Below are 21,837 nucleotides of genomic sequence, written 5' to 3'. Positions count from 1 at the left end.
GCAGGATGAGACAGTAGTCTGGAAGTACATCAAAATTGCAACAATAGTACGCTATTGCGTGACATAGATTCGTGACGTATAGTTACTGCATCTTATTTGTATATAACCACCATCAGGTACAAAATTATGTCTCCCGCACAAGCTAAACAAAAGCAGCATGAACGCTACGAAGCCGTAGCGGTGCAGGTTTTGCGTGGTCGTGCCGGTTACAAGCCTGCCGTGAAAAGCCGTTTCAGTAAGTCAGCCAATAGCAAATTCTCCCATACTATCGCTTTTGCCTGATCATGAACTTTGAGGCACAATAAACCATCATTCGCTGATGTTTTTTTTATGCCAGTTCAAGACGTTATTCCCCCCTATGAGCAGATGTACCTGCTAAATCAGCAGTTGATCTGCAACGCTGACCAGCTCAAACATGCCGTTATCACAGTTGGCGGCCAGGCTGTGCAATACTGGATATCCTATTATCATGCACAATACGGCGACAGATTGCCTGATGAGCGTCTCACCACTTCTGTTGACTGCGACTACAGTGCTCGGAAAGATGATATTGCGGTTATAGCAAAAACGCTCAACGTGAAAACGTGGGAAAACAAAGACGGTCAGCCCCCATCCCTTGCGCAGTTTATGCTTATCGATCAGGACACACACGATATCAAACGGGATGATGGACGTTTATTTGCCGTACCGGATGCGCCTGACGAGCCAAATGTGGTGGATATTATCGATCGGCCCGGAGGCTTCGACCGTTCTGATTTTCTGGGGGAAAAGCTTTACCTGCATACTGCCCCGTTTTATGTAGAAGCAACCGGCCCCGGTATGCCTGAAATGAATGAAAAGGTAAGGGTGTTGAACCCTGTAGCCTGTATGCGATCGCGCTTTAGCAATCTGATTGCCTTGCGCCGTGATGCTGAAATTGAAATTGCGCGAATTAACGCGCTCAAGATTCCGTGTTATTTCTTTCTCATCGAACAGTTTGATGAACAGCCGTTCAAAGTTGCTCGAGGAATCTTTATGGATTTATGGCGGCTCGCGAATGACGAAAGTTGTCTGCGCCATCAGACCTTCTGGCATAGTTGGCAGGGGCCACTTCTTGAAGGGCAACAAAGTAGCCAAAACGCTAAGCGAATACGACTTCAGTCAGGTGCCGGAACTGAATGGAGCTCAGTTCCGGCAACTCTGTGAAACGACAGACTGGGTTGATGCAGGAGAAAACGTTCTGCTGTTCGGAGCCAGCGGGTTGGGGAAAAGCCATCTGGCGGCAGCGATCGTGGATGGCGTAGTAGGTCAGGGCTACCGGGCCCGGTTCTACAGCGCAGGAGAGTTGTTACAGGAACTACGTAAAGCCAGAGCTCAGTTGAAACTGAATGAGCTGCTACTGAAACTGGATCGCTACCGGGTGATAGTGGTGGATGATCTTGGCTATGTCAAACGCGATAGCGCCGAAACGGGTGTACTGTTCGAGTTAATAGCGCATCGCTATGAACGTGGGAGCCTGGTGATAACCAGTAACCATCCGTTCAGCATGTGGGGCAGCATCTTCGTGGATGAGACTATGGCGGTGGTGGCGGCAGACCGGCTGATCCATCACGGATATATGTTCGAACTGAAAGGTGAAAGCTACAGGAAAAAGACAGCGAAGGCAGTAACAAGCGCGACTTGATGTCGCACTGAAGGGTGCGGCCAGTATAGTTGGCGCGAGTCGGCAAAACTAGTTGACGTCTAATACCCCTTGATGGTTGCATTTTACGTTACGCCTGTGTAGTGTATACACACAGTTTGCGCGTATGGATGAAATTATTTTGATTAAGTCATTTCGCCATAAAGGGCTTGAACACTTTTTCAAGACAGGTTCAACCGCAGGCATTCAGGCCAAACATGCGGTTAAGCTACGCATTCAATTAACCGCCCTTAATATGGCTAAACGCCCAGACGATATGTCTGCACCAGGCTGGAAATTACACCCTCTGAAGGGAGCTGATCTTAAAGGCCATTGGGCTATATCTGTAAACGGTAACTGGCGACTTACCTTCCGATTTGAAGGTGAAGACGCAATTCTGGTTGACTATCAGGATTATCATTGAGGGAAACTATGAATCGTATGCATAATCCCGCGCACCCAGGCGCGGTTCTTCGTGAATATCTGGGAGAAATGTCAGTCACAGACGCTGCCACCGCATTAGGCATTACTCGCACGGCGCTTTCCCGGATTCTGAATGAAAAAGCTGGTATCTCTGCGGATATGGCGCTCCGCCTGGAATCCGCACTCGGAACTAGCGCCGAAATGTGGACTGGTATGCAATCTCAGTATGAGCTTTGGGTTGCTTCGCAAACCGCTCGCCCAAACATTCGCCCATTATTTCACCATGCCTGACATCCATTATAGGGGGGCCGTCTGGCCCCCCTATAATGTTGTTGGTACTTAAGGATTGAGGCGAGTATGCAGCCCAAATCGTCATGCCGCCGGACTACACTGGAGCTGACACCGCAACGCTGGCTGAAATTGAACGGGTAAAGCGGCGCCTTGTAGGGGGATAAAATGAACTACGATGAAATAACGAAAATCACCGCTGAACGTATTAGCGACTACATGACCGAAGCAGTTAATACAGACTCTGAAGCTGAGTACACGATCATTCAGTAAGTCAGCCGCGGTAATCGGTGTTTTGGTGACGTAAAGTTTACAGTGAGCCACTTTCGAGTACGTATCAACGAACGTCTGCTGATTAATACGCCCGACACCTTTCAGGTTGCCTACATAGAACGTGTCCTGCGAACCCAGATATCCCGGATGAGTTGTTTCGATTTCGCCACAGGCCTCGTCATCACTGGCTTTACGCTCCAGTGCTGCGATCTGGCTGTCAGTTAGCTCAATACCATCACGGGCTACTTTTTCTTCCAGTGCTTTCAGACGTTTTTTGAAATTCTCAAGGTTATAGCGTAACCAGACAGAACGGACACCACTGCCGGAGATAAAAACGCCCTGTTTACGCAGCTCGTTGCTGCGTCCGGTGCTGACCGTGTGCCGGGAAAGCGACGGCGTAATCAACAACAGCCTGTTCAGTTGCCTCATCGGTACGGTTCTTAAAGTTAGGAGCGCGGCGATTACGATGAATCAGCGCATCCACACCGCCTTCATCGGCCAGTTCGCGGTAACGATAAAACGTATCACGCGAAACGCCCATGATTTTACAGGCTTTTGATACGTTGCTGAGTTCTTCAGTCAGATTGAGCAAACCGGCTTTGTGTTTGATAACGGGATTGGTAGTATGAAGCATGAGAGTTACCTCGTGTTTTGTATAAGGATTCGACACCCATATCAAAACCGGTAACTCTCAACCTTTCAAGGCTCAGTGTCAGATCAAGTCGCGACTAATACAATTGATGTATATATGTCCTTGACCCACGATATTCAGACAGTCGTTGTATCTTAAGTTGACGTTACCCGCTGACGTCGATATTCCCTTGGTGAGAGATAACCTAACGCACTATGCGGATGGTTTTCATTGTAATGCTCGATCGCCACTGCAAGGTTATGCAATGCCGTTCTTACATTCGGTTTCGGCATGAACGCGATGTAGTCTTCTTTCATCATTTTCACGAACCTTTCTGCCATTCCATTGCTCTGAGGGTTACTGACTGCCGTCGTGCAGGGCTCCAGATTCAACTCCCTGGCGAACTGCCGTGTTTCATGAGCTGTATAAGCCGAACCGTTATCAGTCAGCCACTGGATTGGCCGTTCCGCTCCTTTATCGCCAAAGCGTTTTTCTATTGCTCCTGACATGACATCCTGCACCGTTGCTTTGTCATAACCTCCCGTGCCTGCTGCCCAGTCTATGGCTTCACGAGCGCAACAGTCCAGTGCGAACGTGACACGCAGTTTTGCGCCATCATCACAACCGAACTCAAAGCCATCGGAACACCAGCGCTGGTCGCTTTCCTTCACCGATATTCGGCCTTTATGTTCCCGCTGCGGTCGTGATGGTTTGTCATGTAACAACAACAGGCTATTTTCCCTCATTATCCGATAAACGCGATTTGCATTCACGAACGGCAGTCCTTCGTTACGGGACTGTCGTCTGAGAATGGCCCAGACACGACGATAGCCATATGTCGGCATATCGCTGATGATATCAAGGATGCGTGCTACCACTTCCGCATCCGCAGCCTCATCACATCTGCGACAACGTTTATTCGGCTTATTACCAGATGTTTTCATCCGTTGTGCCAGTTGCGCACGCGACACGCCCAGAATACGGCTTACCAGGGTTATTCCTTGTCCGTTGGCAACAAGGGCGCATGCGCTATCCATTTTCGCGACTGACCATACTCCACCGCTTCTTTGAGGATCTCAACTTCCATGGTTAATGAGATGGTCCCCACCACCCTGTGAGCTGTACCCTGGTAGAGTGTTTTTCTTTCATGGAGAAGACCATCATGCAAAACATTATGAACCGCCCCGGGTTTCCTGGAGAGTGTTTTATCTGTGAACTCAGGCTGCCAGATCATTGTTTCCGATGGAAGCATAATAAGCTTTTTCTGCTTCTGCCGGAGGAGTATGGCCCAGCCTTCCCAGCAATCGTCGATTGTTATACCAGTCCACCCACGTTAGTGTGGCCAGTTCCACTTCTGCACGGTTTTTCCAGCTCTTACGGTGTATTACCTCCGCTTTGTAAAGACCATTGATGCTCTCAGCCATCGCGTTGTCATACGAGTCGCCTGTACTCCCTGTTGATGCCAGTAATCCGGCTTCTTTTAGTCGCTCCGTATAGGCCAGTGACACATACTGAGAGCCTTTATCGCTGTGATGGATGGTGCCAGACGGACGACGGGCCCACAACGCCTGCTCCAGCGCATCCAGCACGAATGTCGTTTCCATAGACGATGAGACCCGCCACCCCACGATGTATCCGGCAAACACATCAATGATAAACGCCACATAGACGAAGCCCTGCCATGTGCTGACGTAAGTAAAATCAGCCACCCACAGCTGGTCAGGACGTTCTGCCACGAACTGACGGTTTACGCGGTCACCTGTGGCAACGGTTTTCCGGCTGACGGTAGTGCGGACCTTTTTACCCCGGAGAACACCGGCAAGTCCCATAACCGCCATGAGGCGCGCCACTGTACATCTGGCCACCCTGATTCCTTCCCGTAACAACTGACGCCAGACTTTACGCACACCGTACACCTGATGATTTTCATCGTATACGCGCTGTATCTCTCTCTTCAGCCAGTCATCGTGCTGCGCACGGGCACTGCGTTTATCCGGATGATGTCGCTGTTGCTGACAATGGTAATACGTTGACGGGGCAATATGCAGTTCGCTGCATACCGGTCCGACCCCGTACTGCTCACGCAGCTTATCCAGCAGTGGCATCATTTTTTCCAGAGGCGGTCGAACTCCGCCTTCGCAAAATAAGCGGAAGCCTGGCGAAGGATATCGTTACTGCGGCGCAGTTCACGATTTTCACGTTCCAGCTCTTTCAGACGCTGACGTTCAGCGCTGGTGAGCCCACCATCACCGCCCCCGGTATCCCGCTCATGCTGGCGAACCCAGACACGCAGAGTCTCCGGCGTACAGCCAATCTTTGGGGCAATGGAACAAATTGCCGCCCACTGTGAGTCATATTCATCCTGACTTTCCAGAACCATACGAATCGCCCGCTGACGGACTTCGGGGGAAAAACGAGTATTTTTAGTCATCCTGTTTACCTCTTTCTCAGGGAGTTTAGTCTCCAGGATTTCCGGGGCGGTTCATTACGCTTATTGGTATAGATCTTGGCAAGCATTCCTTTCACATTCACTGCCAAGATAAGTCAGGCAAGGTATTGCTGCGTAAAAAGTTTACCCGTACCAAACTTATTGAGTTTCTGGCAGGCTGTGCCTCGTCTACCGTTGTGATGGAAGCCTGCGCCGGAGCTCATTTTATGGCTCGCCGGATTGCTGATTTAGGTCATGAAGCAAAATTGATTTCTCCGCAGTTCGTTCGCCCTTTTGTTAAGAGCAACAAGAACGATTTTGTCGATGCAGAAGCCATATGCGAAGCGGCATCTCGTCCCTCCATGCGATTTGTGCAACCACGAACAGAAGCTCAGCAGGCCATGCGGGCGCTTCACCGGGTCAGGGAATCATTGGTCAGTGATAAAGTCAAAACGACCAATCAGATGCATGCTTTTTTGCTGGAATTTGGCATCAGTATGCCGACAGGAGTCGCAGTGGTAAAACGACTTTCAACAGTACTTGCAGAGAACGAACTTCCTCCCTATCTGGCGCAGTTACTGATGCGCTTACATGCCCATTATATTTATCTTGTCGGACAGATCACCGAGCTTGAAATCGCACTGGAGCAGGAACTGAGTCGTGATGAGGTAGGACAACGTCTTCAGACAATACCCGGTATTGGTCCGATAACCGCCAGCGTACTGTCATCGCAGCTGGGAGACGGTAAACAATATAGCTGCAGTCGGGACTTTGCTGCTTCAACCGGTCTGGTACCCCGGCAGTACAGCACAGGTGGTAAAAATACACTTTTAGGGATAAGTAAACGTGGAGATAAAAATCTGCGACGGTTACTCGTTCAGTGCGCAAGATCCTTTATTCAGAGAATCGAGAATCAGTCAGGAAGGTTGGCGGATTGGGTCAGGGCGTTGTTGGCAAGAAAACACTCCAGCATAGTATGTTGCGCACTGGCCAACAAATTAGCCCGGATAGCGTGGGTAATCACAACACAGCAGACTGTGTTCGAAAGGTAACGATGGCGCCAGTCTGGCTGGCAGGTTAATCATGAATTAAAGTAGTTCCCAATCTGGTTTTGCGAAGACTGATTATTGATGACATGAACGGCATATCGGCCTGATGAAAAGCCTCAGCAAGAAAATGGCTCACTGAAGCCGGATGGTTTTTTGGGCTCATCAGGTGCGGAACTCATCGAGGCGCGGGCATCCATGCCCATAATGACGCCGGATAGATTTAGGCAAGCCAACATCAATCAAAATCAGTGTTGCAAAAATGGTGGGGACCATAGATTTCTTACCCAGCAAGCGCTGTAACTCTTTTATTTGTTTTATAGCGGCAGCCAGTTCTGAGGCAGGAACGACATCCTCTCCGGCAGCAACAGCAGTGAGACTTCCTTCCAGATATTTTTTTCCACTTAAACAACAGGCTGGGCTGAATACCATGCAAACGCGCCACATGGGACACCGTCATACCGGGTTCCATTGTCTGCTGAATAATGGCGATTTTTTCCTGAGGAGTTTTACGTTTACGAAGCTCCTGCCCCAGCAAAATTCCAGTCATCTCAAAATTAGAACTAGTGTTAGACATATATCCAGGCCTATCTCTTATTTTAAGATACATCCACTGCCTGGCGTTTCAAGGGGCCGGTTCACTATTGATGTATATATTACTGGAGAGATATTATTTAATAACTTTGGATAAATAGTTTACTGGGATAATAATTCTGGACATTATAGAATATCAAAACAGGTATCTATGGTTAATATTCCATCTCCTGTTAAACGAATTTTACCAATATAATTAATTACGTAATATAACATTAATTAAGTGTAAGATGTTCACGTATAGGAATTTGAGATGCTAGCGATACCTCTGTCCGCAGGTAGTGCATCCAATTAGTAGAACATGTGTTTTTCGATAAACGCTCCGATCACTTTTTCGTGGATCTCAACTGAGCGTGAGAAGCAGATTGTTTTACGAGCCAACCGCTTAATACGGGTGCGTAGCGTCAGATTATTACGCTCAATGCGTTGGGTGAATATTTTGCCGATCAGATGCTTGTTCTTCGGTACCACCCGGCCATAGCTGCCCCAGTCATCGCTGGTGAGTATGCCGATGTTGAAGGGTGTAAGCAGTGCCAGTAGCTCCCGGCACGTTTGATCGGTTCGGGGACCAAAAGTGTAGGCCAGTACACCGCCTGTTTTGGTGTTGTACGCGTACCAGAGCCAATGTTGCCGGGCTTTACTGCCAACGTAGCTCCATTGCTCATCAAGCTCGCAGATAAGCGCCACATCAGCATGGGCAACAGGCGAAGAAGTTATTCGCTTTGGCGCGAGTTTTTAAAGTCCGGATGACGGTGTTAATACCAATTTTCAGTGTCCGGCGGTATCGCGAACCCCGGCACCATTAAAGGCCATTTCAGTGATCAGCTCTTTCATACCCGGCTTACGTGCTTGATAAGTATAAGTGAGCTGAAATACACGGTGGCAGTCACGGCAGCGAAATCTGTCACGGCCTTTAGGGTTCTGACCATGGCGGTAAACCCGAGCTGACTGACAACGGGGACAATGAATATTAACACTGGCCATGAGATAACCTCAAAAGCCCGAATTATACATCAGATTCAACTAATTAGAGGCATCACCTGTCCGCACTAACGCTAGAGCAAGCATCAGTGCTATCGCCAGAGCATTTGACTCATCTCAGCAGGCTGTTATTCGTTTGCGTGGGCCGGAGCTTTACATGCAGCTATAAAGTTGATGATAATGCTGGTCATCAGCCTGCAATGAATGAGTTATTATTTACCATTTAAAAGGAGTTTAATAATGAATATAAGAAAATTATATATAGCAATGCTACTTATCTCGCCTGCATGCCTGGCTTTGTCTGCGGATGAACACAATAAAAATACCAGTATGACGCATGTCATTTCTGATTACAGGATGTCACTTGCGGCACTTCCTCTTGATTATTCTCTGCAGGAAAAAAAACAGCTACCCGGCGTTATGCTGCAGAGGTATATCCTGAATTCACAGGCGTGGTCTCCACAGGGCATAGTCTATCCGGAATACTGGCAGAACGGGGTGGATATCTATATTCCTGATTCAGCCAGAGGAAAACATGCCCTTGTTGTTATCAATAACGGCAGCAATAATAATGGCTCAGGCAGTCCCGTGGCCCCCACAAACTTTAGCGAGGAAGAACTTTCACGTATTGCGGTTGCTACTCGAACTATTGTGATAGCTGTCAGTAACGTCCCTAATCAGGTACTCAGCTATCAGGGAGTGTCGACGCCTTTGGCTGAAGATCACAGCGTGGCATATTCCTGGAAACTGTTTATCGGAGATACACAGAAATACCAGAACGCGTCCCTTCATATCCCAATGGCAGCGTCGGTATCGCAAGCGTTCAGGCTGGCGAAGAAAGAACTGGCGCAACAGAATGTCACTAAGTTTATTGTCACCGGAGCCTCCAAGCGTGGCTGGGCCGCATGGCTGACTGCGCTGTCAGACCCAGATGTTGATGCCATTATTCCTGTTGCTTTTGACCTGCTGAATATTAAAAAATCGCTTGAACACATGTATCAGTCATACGGGAAAAACTGGCCAGTGGCTTTTTATCCGTATTATCAACAAAACATTGACCTGCAGATTGATACAGATGAATTTGCAAACCTGATGACGCTGGAAGACCCGCTTACTTATCTGAATACCGATATGGGCGACCGTCTGAAAATGGATAAATATATTATTAACGCCAGCGGTGATGATTTTTATGTCCCGGACAACAGTCATTTTTATTATGATCGGCTACCAGGACGGAAATCCCTGCGGGTAGTACCAAACTCCACACATTATGACATTCTGTCCGTTACGGAGCAGTCGCTGACCACTTTTGTTAACCGTTTTCAGAATGGGCAAAAGCTCCCTGAAATTACGGAAAAAATACAGAGCCGCGGAAACGGAAAAAAGGAGCTGGCAGTTAGCTTCTCAGAGAAGCCGGCAGCCGTTCTGCAGTGGACAGCTAGGAACCCGGTAGCAAGAGATTTTCGTTATGCCTGTGATGTTAAATACACCTCAGTTCCCGTCAGTCTGACTGGCGGCGATGATACACTCAGCATTCCACTGACGCCTCCCAACCGCGGGTGGCAAGCCACTTACATTGAAGCCACCTTCAGTGACGGGTATGTAGCCACAACACAGGTGTATATTACACCTGACGAGAAATATCCGGAAACAGCTCCTCCGTCAGCAGGAGCTACCTGTAAGACTCTTCCGGGGCGGGGACTGACCCCACAACCTGTGAAACAGTAATACCGCAACCACAACCGCAGACCAGGTTTCTTTAATACCGCTCCAGCCGTCCATAATCGCCATGATCCAGAACAGCACGATAATGGTCATAAACGGTAGCTGACGCCCCACCATCTGGCTAATCTCAAAGCTGTCGATGCCTGTGACCTGCCCGGCGACCAGAATCTGAATCCCCATCGCGCCAAATGCCACTGGCGCGGTGTTAACAATCAGGCACAGTCCGGCGGCGTACAGTGGTTTAAAGCCCGGACCGACCAGCAATGCGGCGGTAATTGCTACCGGTGCGCCAAAGCCTGCGGCTCCGTCAAGGAAAACGCCGAAACAGAAATCGACGATCAGCATTTGCAGGCGCTGGTCAGGGGGTATCGAAAGAATAGACGAGCGAATGATGTCAAACTGCCCGGTTTTCATCGAGATCTTATAGACGAACACTGCTGCAATAATGATCCACGTGATGGGCCACAACCCGTAGAAGAAGTCATAAACCACCGAGGCCAGCGCGTTAGCGACCGGCATTTTATAGAACAGCAAAGCCACGGCAAGGGTGATTGCCACCGTCCATGAAGCGGCGACGTATCCTTTCAGTTTGAGCTTAATCAACGCAAAGAAAAAAACAGGATGGGAAGCGATACTATCAGGCTGGAAAGCCAGATATTCCCGGCGGGATCGTAGTTTTGTTGCCAGAGATTCATTGCAGATCTCCTCGAACTCACACATCGTGCAGGAGTCTGTAGCTCGTTTTTGTCACACGCTGCGTAAACGTTATACAAAAAGTGTTTTCATGAGTAAGGCAACAAATGGTTAATTGATTGTTACATGTTGGCAATATTAATTTATGTTGTTGTGTTTTATTTGTGACTAAACATGTAAGAGCTTTATTGATTGGTAGGACCGCTTCCAGCGTCAGAATCCCAGATTTATTCTTTGAGATCCCGGCCAAGTGCTCAGGTTATCGGGCTTCCTCTTGTTGAGGATTACGGTCTTAATAACCAGACAAGGTTTGCTGCTGACTAACGTCTCCACCGGCCGGGTAGGCAGCCTGACGGCTGCGGTTTGTCATGGTCTGTAATTACCGTTATGGTTGCCGGAAACAAAAAGCTGGTCTTCTGGTTTGTACGTATCGATGACGAAGGGCATCCGGAAATCGCCCGCTGTACGGAGCGGGAATTTGCGACCATTCTTGCCGGTATCAGCGCCGGCGGCATGTTCTGCCCGGAGTGTGGCACCGTTCACTGGCCGGATGGTGTAACCCCGCCTTTCTGATGCAGCGTAAAGTGTTCCCGGCAGACGACTCGGTAAAAAAAGTAGGGTGGCTGGCAATCCAGTCTGCATCCCAGAAATGGAAGATGTCGTTGAAGGGCTGGTGTATGGCAATGAGCCGCTTGATTATCGAGTTCGGTGACCGCCTGGATGCTCACTTCTGAGAAAAGGTTTTTACACAGAATCCTGACAGACTCTTAGCGTGGGAAAATTTCCGAATTCCAGACGGTCCCCTTTAACGTAGTAGTACTGTCAATTAAATATATTTTTTAAACCATTGTGTCTGCACAGCTGCTACACGTTCAAAAAACGCGCCCTCATAAATATCATAATGGCATGCGTCAGCTTCCTCGTATAATTCCTTAGTACTAGAAGCAACAGCATCATATAATGCTCTTCCCTGTTCCGGCGGATTCACGTTATCCTGACCTGCAATAACAACCAAAACAGGGCACTGAACTCTGGCTGCACTCTCTGCCGGTTTATATTGCAACGTTTCCATGACAGTAAGGAAAGGTATTTTTATATCCATTTCGGGATGCTGGGCTTTGATTTTCTCGAAGAATACCTTCGATTCATCATCACTTAGGACCCGTGTAACCCCCACAAACATCTCTTTCCCGGTGTTTTTCTTCTTCTCTGCCATTTTATTCAGCGTGGACAGAAAAGAAGCTCTCTCCGATTCATTCATGTCTCCGGTAACCAGAACATCACCGTCAGCAAAAGCTAGCTGGCTGACAATACATTGTACGCGTTGATCCTGCGCAGCTGCACTGAACACATGACCCCCTCCCAGCGATGTACCCCATAACCCAATACGCTGATTATCAATACATGCCTGCTTTTCTGCCCAATTGATAACTGAAATAATATCTTCGGTCTGCATTGCAGGAACCAGACGGCCTCGTTCTCCCTCACTCTGACCGAATCCACGATAATCAAAAGTAATCGTTGCAAATCCTGCTTCTGTGAAGGCATTCGCAAAGCAAGGGAGCAGAACATTCCGGATGCCACAAAATCCATGGCATAAGATAATCAAAGGATGTTTTATATTTCCTTCAGGAATACGAAATGTCAGGGCAATACCTTCAGAGAGTTTGTGATCCGTAATTTTCATAAATATCCTGTGTTATGTTGTTTATTAATAATCAGAATCAGCGTCAGTATCATACCAGCCACAACGCCAGAATTCCCAGCACAGCCAGATGACAGGTGTAGAATACTGTGAAAAAATCTTCGGAACAGAAACGGGTTAATAATTTCCCTGCACTGAACATCAGAGCAACGGTAAACACCGTCATCACAAGGCCGGCTTCCGTCGCCGCGTCACTGGAGGCAAAGTTAAGCACCGGAATATGCCGGATTGATTCCGGGATCTGAGATTGTGGCCACGTGTCGAACAATGGTCACCGGAAAAGATCTGACAGGCAGCCCCTTTAACGTGGGAAAATTTCCGAATTCCAAGCGGCCCCTTCAGTACTGCTGGTGCTGGACGATGTGGCTGGGGGCGCTGATAACGTCGTTGTTGTTCGTCGCCGCGCACCGCCAGTATCAGAACCTGCTGACACTGGCAGAACTGTTCCTAGTGGGGTTGATTACATCAGCGGCCAGGATCAGAAGTGGTGGCCTGCTGCTGGTATTGCTGCATATGGAAGCAACCACGCTGGTTTTACTGTTTGGTTGAAAGTTATATTTTTATTAAACATTGCGCGTTAAAGCCTGGTGTGTTTTTTTAGTGGATGTTATATTTAAATATAACTTTTATGGAGGTGAAGAATGCATACCACCCGACTGAAGAAGGTTGGCGGCTCAGTTATGCTGACCGTCCCACCGGCACTGCTGAATGCTCTGTCTCTGGGTACAGATAATGAAGTTGGCATGGTCATTGATAATGGCCGGCTGATTGTTGAGCCGCACAGACGCCCGCAATATTCACTGGCTGAGCTACTGGCACAGTGTGATCCGAATGCTGAAATATCAGCTGAAGAACGAGAATGGCTGGATGCACCGGCGACTGGTCAGGAGGAAATCTGACTTGGAAAGAGGGGAAATTTGGCTTGTCTCGCTTGATCCTACCGCAGGTCATGAGCAGCAGGGAACGCGGCCGGTGCTGATTGTCACACCGGCGGCCTTTAATCGTGTGACCCGCCTGCCTGTTGTTGTTCCCGTAACCAGCGGAGGCAATTTTGCCCGCACTGCCGGCTTTGCTGTGTCGTTGGATGGTGTTGGTATACATACCACAGGAGTTGTGCGTTGCGATCAACCCCGGACAATTGATATGAAAGCCCGAGGCGGAAAACGACTCGAACGGGTTCCTGAGACTATCATGAACGAAGTTCTTGGCCGCCTGTCCACAATTCTAACTTGAACATGGGGTTTGAGGGGGAACCGGACGAAAACGTACGATTTAGGGCACTAAAACCGCTGCTGGTCCCTCATTCAGTGACTGCCCTAGGGTTTTTCATGCTCTCCTGAAGGATGCTTTTATGGCCTCTGAAAAAAGCATGGACCGTAATGGCTCTCGGTTAATCCGGGATTTTATGCGCCAGACCGTTGAACGGCAGCATAATACCTGGTTCCGTGACCTGGTTGAGGCAGGGACGTCAGCAACTCGAACGCGGTGATGTCCTTTCCCATAATATGGTCGAATCCTCTGCTGCTGCATGGCGGGATGAAATAGCAACAAAAGTAATTACCGTGCATCTACCAGATGGCCCCCAAACTGGAACTCTCCCGGGGCTGGATTATCAAACAGGCTATTTTATATGATTTTCTGATGCCGACAAGTAAAATGGTTGCTGCTGGTTGAATATTATAGTGCTAAGGCTTTATAATTATAACGTAGTATTATTGTTAAAATAGATATATGAAAAATAAGCATTTTTATTGACTACTACACTGGTAACAATCTAAAATACATGAAATATACTGGTACAGTATTTTAATACAACGAAGGGATTGTTGAGAAAGTTCTAAAATTACAAAACTACAGGAGATTTATGGATTTTGTTTATAAAGTAAACATGAAGCATCAGTGGCGTCCGGGAATTGGTGGTTTTGTTGACCTGAACTGTGGGTGGTTTTGTTGACCTGAACTGTGGGTGGTATTGTCAGGATGCACTGATTAACTGGTATTGTGAAAAATATAGTATACCTAGTACGATTTTAAAAGGGAAGTTCAAAAGAAATAGATTGGGGTATGGTTTTTCTCCTGAAGATAGTTGTTGTCATACAATTTTAATTCCCCCTAATATTGAAGATTATAAAAAGGCTCTACTAAAATATGGTCCAATTATTGCTTCTGGTAAACTAGGCCTAGCTGATTTTGGTTTTTTAGGAGGCGTTAATCATTATGTTCTGATCATTGGTGTTTCAACGAAAAATAATAAAATTATTATTCAAGACCCATTAAACATCAATAGTGGAAAATGGGAATGTTCAACACATAGCTCACATGATTTTCATAGAGTAATTGGAAGATTAAATGAGACACTGGTTATTAATCCATATACACTTAACCTCTATAGATCTTAGTTTCTTGTATTCCTCTGTTATCATGAAAAAATTTACCAGATTACGGTCATTATTTGATAGGCTGCTAATCGCTCTGAGAATTAACCATTGTCGTATTTAAAATAATAAAAAGGGCAACATCCAAAAATAGAGCAAAAAATGGAAAATAGTTTGCATATGGATGGCTAAAATAATTATATGGGAATATGTGTTGATGACAAAAATAATACCAACAGGTGAATGGTTGTTTGTTGTAACAACAGAAAATAATTGTAATGTAATTATGATAAGTCAAAATGATATTAATAAGTTACTTTTAAGCTCATCTTTTATTGGTATGGTTGGTATTTATCACTCAAGCCTAACCAGAAAACGAATTGAGTTGAAAGAGTGAAACAGAATGTACATAAAAGAAAGAGTAAGGATAGCTAATATATTTAACAGAAAGGGAGGGGATTATGTTATTGATATATATGTTTCTGAGAAAATATTATGTATGTCATAATGGATAGTGTAAGAAAACGGCGTAATTCACAGATAATATTCAATGATCCCTATTTGATTGGTGTTGATAAAATAATGTGGTGCTGGTTGCGTTGAATGACTTTTAATCTTCCGGTAGTTGAAAATTCTGTTATACATAATAATATGTTGATGGATAAACAATAGGTGTAATTATGTGGAGTAAAGTATTTCTGTTGGTTTTAGATGATAGAGGTGCAGCTCTTAGAGACTCTGTGAAATCATACAGAAAAAGATATAATATAGATAGCAATAGAGAGGTGAATATTAGAGAAGTTATTGATAATGGAGGATGTACAGGTAAGGAGTTCTCAGATGTCACTATTGATGATAAATTAATTGTGATTGCACATGCTGATGCTAGATATTTAAGAGCCCAAAAGATTGGATTGATGTCTCCTTTTGAGTTTGTGGAACTATTGTCTATTTTAGGGCTAAAGGAAGTTGGTATCATTAGTTTTAAATGTTGCTATTTGGGTGCCAAATCTTACTTAGAAGATATAAAAAATGAACTATGCTCTGATATTAAAATTGGCTACATGTCAGCCTATAAACGTTCTGCTGTAACTATATTCGGACATGAAGGTGTTGGATTTATTGATTCTATGATACGGTTAATATCTGCTGGCCTGCTGAAACTTCCTGACAGATGGCGGGTAAATTTTGTCAGAGGGAATACTCAAGCTCCAAGGTATTCAGGAAAAAGAGCACTTGGAGAGACTGTTTATGAACTGCCCCGGGAATCCAGGAGACTAAACGCCCTGAGAAGGAGGTAAACAAGATGAGTATGGGGGTGTACGTCGGAAACGCTGAAATTTCCGATACAGCGAATTTATTGATTTTGAAGCATGTTTGGCAGGTTTTGACGTGTAGGGGAGCCTGTACATAGATTTGTGTAATTGCCTGATTTTGATATGTTCAATCCAGCATCAAATGAAGGTTAATTTATGGACGACAAACAGTTACAGGCTCTGGCTAACGAACTGGCCAAAAACCTCAAAACCCCTGAAGACCTCAGTCAGTTTGATCGGCTGCTGAAAAAGCTCAGCGTTGAAGCCGCTCTCAATGCAGAGATGACACACCATCTTGGGTATGAGAAAAATCAGTCCAGACCAGGAGCTAACTCCCGCAACGGTTATTCCACAAAGACCGTTATCACAGGCGACGGTCCACTGGAACTGCGTACTCCGCGCGATCGTGACGGTACCTTCGAACCACAAATGGTAAAGAAAAATCAGACCCGTATTACCGGGATGGATAACCAGCTCCTCTCGTTGTATGCCAAAGGGATGACCACCCGTGAGATAGCCGCTGCGTTCAAAGAACTGTATGACGCAGATGTTTCACCGGCACTGATATCAAAGGTTACCGATGCCGTGATGGAGCAGGTTGTAGAATGGCAAAACCGACCACTGGATGCTGTTTACCCCATTGTTTATCTTGACTGTATCGTCCTGAAAGTTCGGCATGACAGTCGCGTCATCAACAAATCGGTGTTCCTGGCACTGGGCATCAATATCGAAGGTCAGAAAGAACTGCCAGGTATGTGGCTGGCCGAAAATGAAGGCGAAGTTCTGGCTCAATGTGCTGACTGAACTGAAAAACCGCGGTCTGAACGATATCCTCATCGCCTGTGTGGATGGCCTGAAAGGCTTCCCGGATGCCATCAACACAGTATATCCGAAGGCCCGCATCCAGTTATGCATCGTGCATATGGTGCGCAACAGCCTGCGCTTCGTGTCATGGAAGTGTAAGTATCCCGCATAATCGTGCCATTCATATTTAGAGATCATCCGGCATAATCAATCTGCTAACGAAGGAGATCGCTATGCGTAAAGCCCGTTTTACTGAGCATCAGATCATCGCTGTGATTAAGTCAGTTGAAGCCGGACGAACCGTTAAAGATGTCTGCCGGGAGGCCGGTATCTCTGAAGCCATTGAACCGCCCCGGGGTTCCTGGAGAGTATTTTATCTGTGAACTCAGGCTGCCAGATCATTGTTTCCGATAGAAGCATAATAAGCTTTTTCTGCTTCTGCCGGAGGAGTATGGCCCAGCCTTTCCAGCAATCGTCGATTGTTATACCAGTCCACCCACGTGAGTGTGGCCAGTTCCACTTCTGCACGGTTTTTCCAGCTCTTACGGTGTATTACCTCCGCTTTGTAAAGACTATTGATGCTCTCCGCCATCGCGTTGTCATACGAGTCGCCTGTACTTCCTGTTGATGCCAGTAATCCGGCTTCCTTAAGCCGCTGTGTGTAGGCCAGCGATACATACTGAGAACCTTTATCACTGTGATGGACCGTGCCGGACGGTCGACGGGCCCATAACGCCTGCTCCAGTGCATCCAGCACGAATGTCGTTTCCATGGACGATGAGACCCGCCATCCCACGATGTATCCGGCAAACACATCAATGATGAACGCCACATAGACGAAGCCCTGCCATGTGCTGACGTAAGTAAAATCAGCCACCCACAGCTGGTCAGGACGTTCTGCCACGAACTGACGGTTTACGCGGTCGCCTGCGGCAACGGCTTTCCGGCTGATGGTCGTACGGACCTTTTTACCCCGGAGAACACCGGCAAGTCCCATAACCGCCATGAGACGTGCCACAGTGCATCTGGCCACTCTGATACCTTCCCGTAACAACTGACGCCAGACTTTACGCACACCGTATACCTGGTGATTTTCATCGTATACGCGCTGTATCTCTTTCTTCAGCCAGTCATCGCGCTGCGCACGGGCACTGCGTTTCTCCGGATGATGTCGCTGTTGCTGACAGTGGTAATACGTTGACGGGGCAACATGCAGTTCGCTGCATACCGGTCCGACCCCGTACTGCTCACGCAGCTTATCCAGCAGTGGCATCATTTTTTCCAGAGGCGGTCGAACTCCGCCTTCGCAAAATAAGCGGAAGCCTGGCGAAGGATATCGTTACTGCGGCGCAGCTCACGATTTTCACGTTCCAGCTCTTTCAGACGCTGACGTTCAGCGGTGGTGAGCCCGCCATCACCGCTTCCGGTATCCCGCTCATGCTGGCGTACCCAGACACGCAGAGTCTCCGGCGTACAGCCAATCTTTGGAGCAATGGAACAAATTGTCGCCCATTGTGAGTCATATTCGCCCTGACTTTCCAGAACCATACGGACTGCCCGTTGACGGACTTCGGGGGAAAAACGAGTATTTTTAGTCATCCTGTTTACCTCTTTCTCAGGGAGTTTAGTCTCCAGGATTCCCGGGGCGGTTCACACCTACTACAACTGGAAGTCCAGATACGGCGGCATGGAAGCTTCTGATATTAAAAAAATAAAGGATCTTGAGGACGAGAACCGCCGTCTCAAACAGATGTTTGCTGACCTGAGTCTGGAAAAACGGGCGCTGAAAGACGTTATCGAAAAAAGCTTTAAAACCAGCCTTTAAGCGTGAGCTGGTCACTCATCTAATAACGACATTCGGACTCAGTATCCGTCAGGCCTGCCGGAGTCTGAACCTGAGCAGAACGGTTTACCATTACCGCCCGGATACCACGCGTGATGAACCCGTTATTGCCGCCCTGCAGGCTGCGGCTGAGCGATACCCACGATACGGCTTTCCGAAGCTTTTCCAGATTCTGCGACGGCAAGGATACCCGTGGAATCACAACAGGATCCATCGTATTTATTGTCTGCTGAAGCTGAATTTTCGCCGTAAAGGCAAACAACGGTTTCCGGTGCGTAATCCCTCGCCACTGGCTACGCCAGAAGCGCTGAACCAGAGCTGGTCTGTCGATTTTATGCATGATGCGCTGGCCTGTGGCCGTCGTTTTCGCACGTTCAATGTCGTTGATGACTTTAATCGTGAGGCGTTATCGATTGAAATCGATCTGAATCTGTCAGCTCTGCGAGTGGTCCGTGTACTTGACAGGATCGCGGCAAACCGCGGTTATCCGGTCATGCTACGCATGGATAATGGTCCGGAATTTATCTCTCTGGCGCTGGCTGAATGGGCAGAGATACACGCAGTAAAAATGGAGTTCATCCAGCCGGGTAAGCCGACGCAGAACGCTTTCATTGAGCGTTTTAACAGGACATACCGTACAGAAATACTCGATTTTTATCTGTTCAGAACGCTGAATGAAGTACAGGAAATTACGGAGAAATGGTTATCAGAATATAACTATGAACGCCCGCATGAATCACTGAACAATATGACACCGGAGGAATACCGACTTCACCATTATTTGGCCGGGTTCTCAAAAAATGCATGGAACTAAAACGGGTCTATTTACATAACCATGAGGAAAACATGTGAAATGGAAAAAATCGCTTAGAATGCGATACTGCACGTTTTAGAGGGTATTCACAAAACAATTGTTGCCTCGCGGAAGTTTTGATCAAGATTGAACTGCTATCTGGATCATGACAGCAGATCACAGCAACAAGGCCGTTAAAAAGCGTTGAACGGCGTTAACAGCCGTTAAGCCAGGACTGATTGCAACGAAATGGAGAAAATGTTCAGAACGTGATTCAAAGTGTTTTAAGGCGATGTCGGAAAGAGATATATCTCACCTGTTCTGATGTTTTTTTCAATGCAAGCACTTTTAAGAGTGCTTTTAAAGATGCTATTATGACAATAAGACAAACGGAGAATGAGATGAACGCCTCCCACCATTAAATCCGTAGCACAAAGGTAGATAGCGGGAAAATACAGGAAGGTGTGGAGCTTCGCAGATTTGCGGCATCATAGTCCAATACGGGATGCATAAGACTCCCTCAGACTGGAGACTCAACAAATAAAATATACACCGGTTGGCGTTGATATCGCAAAACATCTGATTCAGGTTCACTTCATCAATGAGCACACAGGTGAAGTGGTGGATAAGCAACTACGCAGCAGAGATTTTCTGACGTTCTTTAGTAACCGCGAACCTTGCCTGATTGGCATGAAAGCCTGTGGAGGCTCTCAGCACTGGGCCCGGGAACTGACAAAACTGGGTCATAAAGTCCGATTGTTGCAGGCCCGCTTCGTTAAGGCATTTGTCATGGGCAATAAGAATGATGTGATGGATGCCAGGGCTATCTGGATGGCAGTTCAGCAGCCAGGTAAAGAAATCGCCGTCAAAACAGAAGAACAGCAGTCAGTTCTTGTTCTGCACCGGACCCGCAGGCAACTGGTGAAGTTCCGGACCGCACAAATTAATGCCCTGCACGGGACGTTACTGGAGTTTGGTGAAAGCATTCACAAAGGTCGGGCAGCGATGGAGCGGGAGTTCCCTGAAGCACTGGAGCGGATGAAAGAGAGACTTCCACCGTATCTCATTACGGTGCTGGAAGACCAGTACAACAGACTGAGTGAGATGGACTCACTGATAGATGATATCGAAAAACAGCTTACCAGTGTGGCCAGGCAGAATGAGACCTGTAGACGGTTGCTGGATATTCCCTGCATTGGACCACTTATTGCGACGGCAGAGGTGGTCACCATGGGGGAAGCATCTGCATTTAAATCAGGGCGAGAGTTCGCGGCTTATGTTGGTCTGGTGCCCAGACAGACTGGCTCAGGAGGAAAAATCCGCCTGCTGGGGATAAGTAAACGTGGTGATCCCTACCTCCGGACATTGTTTATCCACGGAGCAAGGGCGGCAGCATTACTGACCAGAGAACCAGGCCCGTGGATAACCGAACTGAAAAAACGTCGTCCGGCCAGTGTGGCAATCGTCGCCATGGCAAACAAGCTGGCACGAACAGTGTGGGCAATAGCTGCTCACGGACGTAAATACGACAAGAATCACGTCAGTATCAGACCATATTAATTGCTGAGACTGATAAACATCAAACCTTAAAAAGGGTGAATGCTGAAAGGTTGCTATGGCGGCCGATGTGATGACAACGACAGGTAAGACCGTGACCTGATAAACCTGAATAGGCCCATGGACATCAAGTCCGCACGGAGAATAAGGCTCAGGTCAGCGAATCTCATAGTGGCCCGCAGCTCTGGCTGCAATAAGGCCGGATACAGAGCTGCAACTACTCGTCGATGTCAGACAACGGAAGCCTTGCAAACGGGGAGGCGTTCATACAGGGCTTATGAGTTATCAAATCCTGACAACCACAGCGGCCAGTATTACTGACCTAAAAAAAAATCCTATGGGAACCGTAGCTGAAGGTGAAGGGGACGCTGTTGCGATCCTGAACCGAAACGAACCGGCGTTCTATTGCGTTCCACCAAAACTTTACGCCTACTATCGAGAACTCGCTGAAGATGCTGAGTTAAACGCTGTTGCTGATGAGCGCATGAAAAAACCGGAAATTGTGAAGGTTAGCCTGGATGACCTATGAACTGGCTTTTGACCGCAGAGCACTGAAGGAATGGCAGAAACTCGGCCACACCATCCGTGAACAATTCAAAAAGAAACTGTCAGAACGGCTGGAAAATCCACGTGTACCTGCAGCCCGATTACATGGTCATGCTGATCGTTATAAAATCAAACTTCGTTCATTGAACCGCCCCG

At 47.4% G+C, this 21,837-nt stretch carries 16 protein-coding genes, 16 pseudogenes and 2 other annotated features; of the genes and pseudogenes, 23 read left to right on the top strand and 9 right to left on the bottom strand.

The annotated features are described in order from the left end of the window. The first annotated feature begins 126 nt into the window (after nt 1–126). The 6 genes and pseudogenes from QUF14_RS27520 to QUF14_RS27495 form a co-directional block, all read left to right on the top strand. The gene (locus QUF14_RS27520) at nt 127–282 is read left to right on the top strand and encodes a hypothetical protein (protein ID WP_000074142.1); all 156 of its coding nucleotides are present in this window, start codon (nt 127–129) and stop codon (nt 280–282) included. A gap of 48 nt (nt 283–330) precedes the next feature. Beyond that, nucleotides 331–1,113 (top strand): annotated as a pseudogene (locus QUF14_RS27515) (hypothetical protein); the annotation flags it as partial. Next, nucleotides 1,109–1,663: pseudogene (gene istB / locus QUF14_RS27510) on the top strand (IS21-like element ISEc10 family helper ATPase IstB); the annotation flags it as partial. The pseudogenes QUF14_RS27515 and istB, both read left to right, overlap by 5 nt. A 139-nt stretch (nt 1,664–1,802) precedes the next feature. Beyond that, nucleotides 1,803–2,084 (top strand): type II toxin-antitoxin system RelE/ParE family toxin, encoded by a 282-nt coding sequence (locus QUF14_RS27505; RefSeq protein WP_024166187.1) that lies wholly within the window; start codon nt 1,803–1,805, stop codon nt 2,082–2,084. A gap of 8 nt (nt 2,085–2,092) precedes the next feature. Next, the gene (locus QUF14_RS27500; RefSeq protein ID WP_001081196.1) at nt 2,093–2,374 is read left to right on the top strand and encodes a HigA family addiction module antitoxin; all 282 of its coding nucleotides are present in this window, start codon (nt 2,093–2,095) and stop codon (nt 2,372–2,374) included. Nucleotides 2,375–2,539: 165 nt separating this feature from the next. Continuing rightward, a pseudogene (locus QUF14_RS27495) lies at nt 2,540–2,623 on the top strand (hypothetical protein); the annotation flags it as partial. On the opposite strand, the pseudogene QUF14_RS27490 reads toward QUF14_RS27495, so the two are convergent. From QUF14_RS27490 to QUF14_RS27480, 3 genes and pseudogenes are all read right to left on the bottom strand, one after another. Beyond that, nucleotides 2,618–3,278: pseudogene (locus QUF14_RS27490) on the bottom strand (helix-turn-helix domain-containing protein); the annotation flags it as partial. The pseudogenes QUF14_RS27495 and QUF14_RS27490 overlap by 6 nt on opposite strands. A gap of 152 nt (nt 3,279–3,430) precedes the next feature. Further along, nucleotides 3,431–4,371, bottom strand: a pseudogene (locus QUF14_RS27485) (IS3 family transposase); the annotation flags it as partial. Nucleotides 4,372–4,492: 121 nt separating this feature from the next. Next, a protein-coding gene (locus tag QUF14_RS27480) for an IS3 family transposase (RefSeq protein ID WP_371829233.1) occupies nt 4,493–5,706 on the bottom strand; the annotation gives its coding sequence in 2 pieces (ribosomal slippage) (nt 4,493–5,418 and nt 5,418–5,706; 1,215 coding nt in all). Further along, nucleotides 5,309–5,425: a sequence feature (AL1L pseudoknot), on the bottom strand. Its footprint overlaps the gene before it by 117 nt. Nucleotides 5,707–5,759: 53 nt before the next feature. Between QUF14_RS27480 and QUF14_RS27475 the strand changes: the two genes are divergently transcribed. Continuing rightward, a complete protein-coding gene (locus QUF14_RS27475) occupies nt 5,760–6,755 on the top strand; it encodes an IS110 family RNA-guided transposase (RefSeq protein ID WP_286333589.1) in 996 nt (331 codons plus the stop codon). Between the two features lie 267 nt (nt 6,756–7,022). Here the strand turns inward: QUF14_RS27475 and QUF14_RS27470 are convergent. Continuing rightward, nucleotides 7,023–7,299, bottom strand: a pseudogene (locus QUF14_RS27470) (transposase); the annotation flags it as partial. Nucleotides 7,300–7,634: 335 nt separating this feature from the next. Further along, nucleotides 7,635–8,327 (bottom strand): annotated as a pseudogene (locus QUF14_RS27465) (IS1 family transposase). Between the two features lie 237 nt (nt 8,328–8,564). Between QUF14_RS27465 and QUF14_RS27460 the strand changes: the two are divergent. Then, nucleotides 8,565–10,052 (top strand): PhoPQ-activated protein PqaA family protein, encoded by a 1,488-nt coding sequence (locus QUF14_RS27460; protein WP_001364036.1) that lies wholly within the window; start codon nt 8,565–8,567, stop codon nt 10,050–10,052. Nucleotides 10,053–10,055: 3 nt separating this feature from the next. Here the strand turns inward: QUF14_RS27460 and QUF14_RS27455 are convergent. Continuing rightward, nucleotides 10,056–10,744: pseudogene (locus QUF14_RS27455) on the bottom strand (L-lactate permease); the annotation flags it as partial. A 361-nt stretch (nt 10,745–11,105) separates the two neighbouring features. Between QUF14_RS27455 and QUF14_RS27450 the strand changes: the two are divergent. Together QUF14_RS27450 and QUF14_RS27445 are read left to right on the top strand one after the other, a co-directional pair. Continuing rightward, nucleotides 11,106–11,315 carry a hypothetical protein gene (locus QUF14_RS27450; RefSeq protein WP_136752748.1) on the top strand — a complete coding sequence of 70 codons (210 nt, stop codon included), beginning with the start codon at nt 11,106–11,108 and terminating at the stop codon, nt 11,313–11,315. Then, nucleotides 11,312–11,476, top strand: a pseudogene (locus tag QUF14_RS27445) (IS256 family transposase); the annotation flags it as partial. The gene QUF14_RS27450 and the pseudogene QUF14_RS27445, both read left to right, overlap by 4 nt. A gap of 92 nt (nt 11,477–11,568) precedes the next feature. Here the strand turns inward: QUF14_RS27445 and uilS are convergent. After that, on the bottom strand, nt 11,569–12,429 hold the full coding sequence (gene uilS / locus QUF14_RS27440; RefSeq protein ID WP_000704517.1) for a UilS family quorum-quenching N-acyl-homoserine lactonase: 861 nt from the start codon (nt 12,427–12,429) through the stop codon (nt 11,569–11,571). 49 nt (nt 12,430–12,478) lie between these two features. After that, nucleotides 12,479–12,667, bottom strand: a pseudogene (locus QUF14_RS27435) (TraX family protein); the annotation flags it as partial. Between the two features lie 128 nt (nt 12,668–12,795). Between QUF14_RS27435 and QUF14_RS27430 the strand changes: the two are divergent. From QUF14_RS27430 to QUF14_RS27390, 9 genes and pseudogenes are all read left to right on the top strand, one after another. After that, nucleotides 12,796–12,996, top strand: a pseudogene (locus QUF14_RS27430) (CPBP family glutamic-type intramembrane protease); the annotation flags it as partial. A 92-nt stretch (nt 12,997–13,088) separates the two neighbouring features. Beyond that, nucleotides 13,089–13,346: a type II toxin-antitoxin system antitoxin PemI gene (gene pemI, locus QUF14_RS27425; RefSeq protein ID WP_000557618.1), complete on the top strand. Its 258-nt coding sequence runs from the start codon at nt 13,089–13,091 to the stop codon at nt 13,344–13,346. Between the two features lies 1 nt (nt 13,347). Then, nucleotides 13,348–13,680 (top strand): type II toxin-antitoxin system toxin endoribonuclease PemK-mt, encoded by a 333-nt coding sequence (gene pemK-mt, locus QUF14_RS27420; protein WP_000439433.1) that lies wholly within the window; start codon nt 13,348–13,350, stop codon nt 13,678–13,680. Between the two features lie 118 nt (nt 13,681–13,798). Next, nucleotides 13,799–14,081, top strand: a pseudogene (locus tag QUF14_RS27415) (CopG family ribbon-helix-helix protein). 303 nt (nt 14,082–14,384) lie between these two features. After that, on the top strand, nt 14,385–14,846 hold the full coding sequence (locus QUF14_RS27410) for a kinesin (RefSeq protein ID WP_264752111.1): 462 nt from the start codon (nt 14,385–14,387) through the stop codon (nt 14,844–14,846). A 160-nt stretch (nt 14,847–15,006) separates the two neighbouring features. Beyond that, nucleotides 15,007–15,219: a hypothetical protein gene (locus QUF14_RS27405; protein WP_001364071.1), complete on the top strand. Its 213-nt coding sequence runs from the start codon at nt 15,007–15,009 to the stop codon at nt 15,217–15,219. A 283-nt stretch (nt 15,220–15,502) separates the two neighbouring features. Beyond that, nucleotides 15,503–16,123: a hypothetical protein gene (locus QUF14_RS27400; protein WP_000269721.1), complete on the top strand. Its 621-nt coding sequence runs from the start codon at nt 15,503–15,505 to the stop codon at nt 16,121–16,123. A gap of 171 nt (nt 16,124–16,294) precedes the next feature. Beyond that, nucleotides 16,295–17,096: pseudogene (locus QUF14_RS27395) on the top strand (IS256 family transposase); the annotation flags it as partial. Nucleotides 17,097–17,175: 79 nt separating this feature from the next. Further along, a pseudogene (locus QUF14_RS27390) lies at nt 17,176–17,283 on the top strand (transposase); the annotation flags it as partial. A 44-nt stretch (nt 17,284–17,327) separates the two neighbouring features. On the opposite strand, the gene QUF14_RS27385 reads toward QUF14_RS27390, so the two are convergent. Then, a protein-coding gene (locus QUF14_RS27385; protein ID WP_374704656.1) for an IS3 family transposase occupies nt 17,328–18,541 on the bottom strand; the annotation gives its coding sequence in 2 pieces (ribosomal slippage) (nt 17,328–18,253 and nt 18,253–18,541; 1,215 coding nt in all). Next, nucleotides 18,144–18,260, bottom strand: a sequence feature (AL1L pseudoknot). Its footprint overlaps the gene before it by 117 nt. Nucleotides 18,542–18,596: 55 nt before the next feature. Between QUF14_RS27385 and QUF14_RS27380 the strand changes: the two are divergent. The 4 genes and pseudogenes from QUF14_RS27380 to QUF14_RS27365 form a co-directional block, all read left to right on the top strand. Continuing rightward, nucleotides 18,597–19,599, top strand: a pseudogene (locus QUF14_RS27380) (IS3 family transposase); the annotation flags it as partial. A gap of 519 nt (nt 19,600–20,118) precedes the next feature. Continuing rightward, nucleotides 20,119–21,138 carry an IS110 family RNA-guided transposase gene (locus tag QUF14_RS27375; RefSeq protein WP_024166190.1) on the top strand — a complete coding sequence of 340 codons (1,020 nt, stop codon included), beginning with the start codon at nt 20,119–20,121 and terminating at the stop codon, nt 21,136–21,138. 274 nt (nt 21,139–21,412) lie between these two features. After that, nucleotides 21,413–21,664 (top strand): type II toxin-antitoxin system Phd/YefM family antitoxin, encoded by a 252-nt coding sequence (locus QUF14_RS27370; RefSeq protein WP_000121742.1) that lies wholly within the window; start codon nt 21,413–21,415, stop codon nt 21,662–21,664. Further along, nucleotides 21,654–21,821: pseudogene (locus tag QUF14_RS27365) on the top strand (type II toxin-antitoxin system RelE family toxin); the annotation flags it as partial. The gene QUF14_RS27370 and the pseudogene QUF14_RS27365, both read left to right, overlap by 11 nt. Between the last annotated feature and the right edge of the window lie 16 nt (nt 21,822–21,837).

Source organism: Escherichia sp. HH091_1A (assembly GCF_030295175.1).
GTDB lineage: Bacteria > Pseudomonadota > Gammaproteobacteria > Enterobacterales > Enterobacteriaceae > Escherichia > Escherichia coli_F.
Note: the sequence above shows the minus strand (reverse complement) of the source record. Positions and strands in the feature narration are given on the sequence as shown.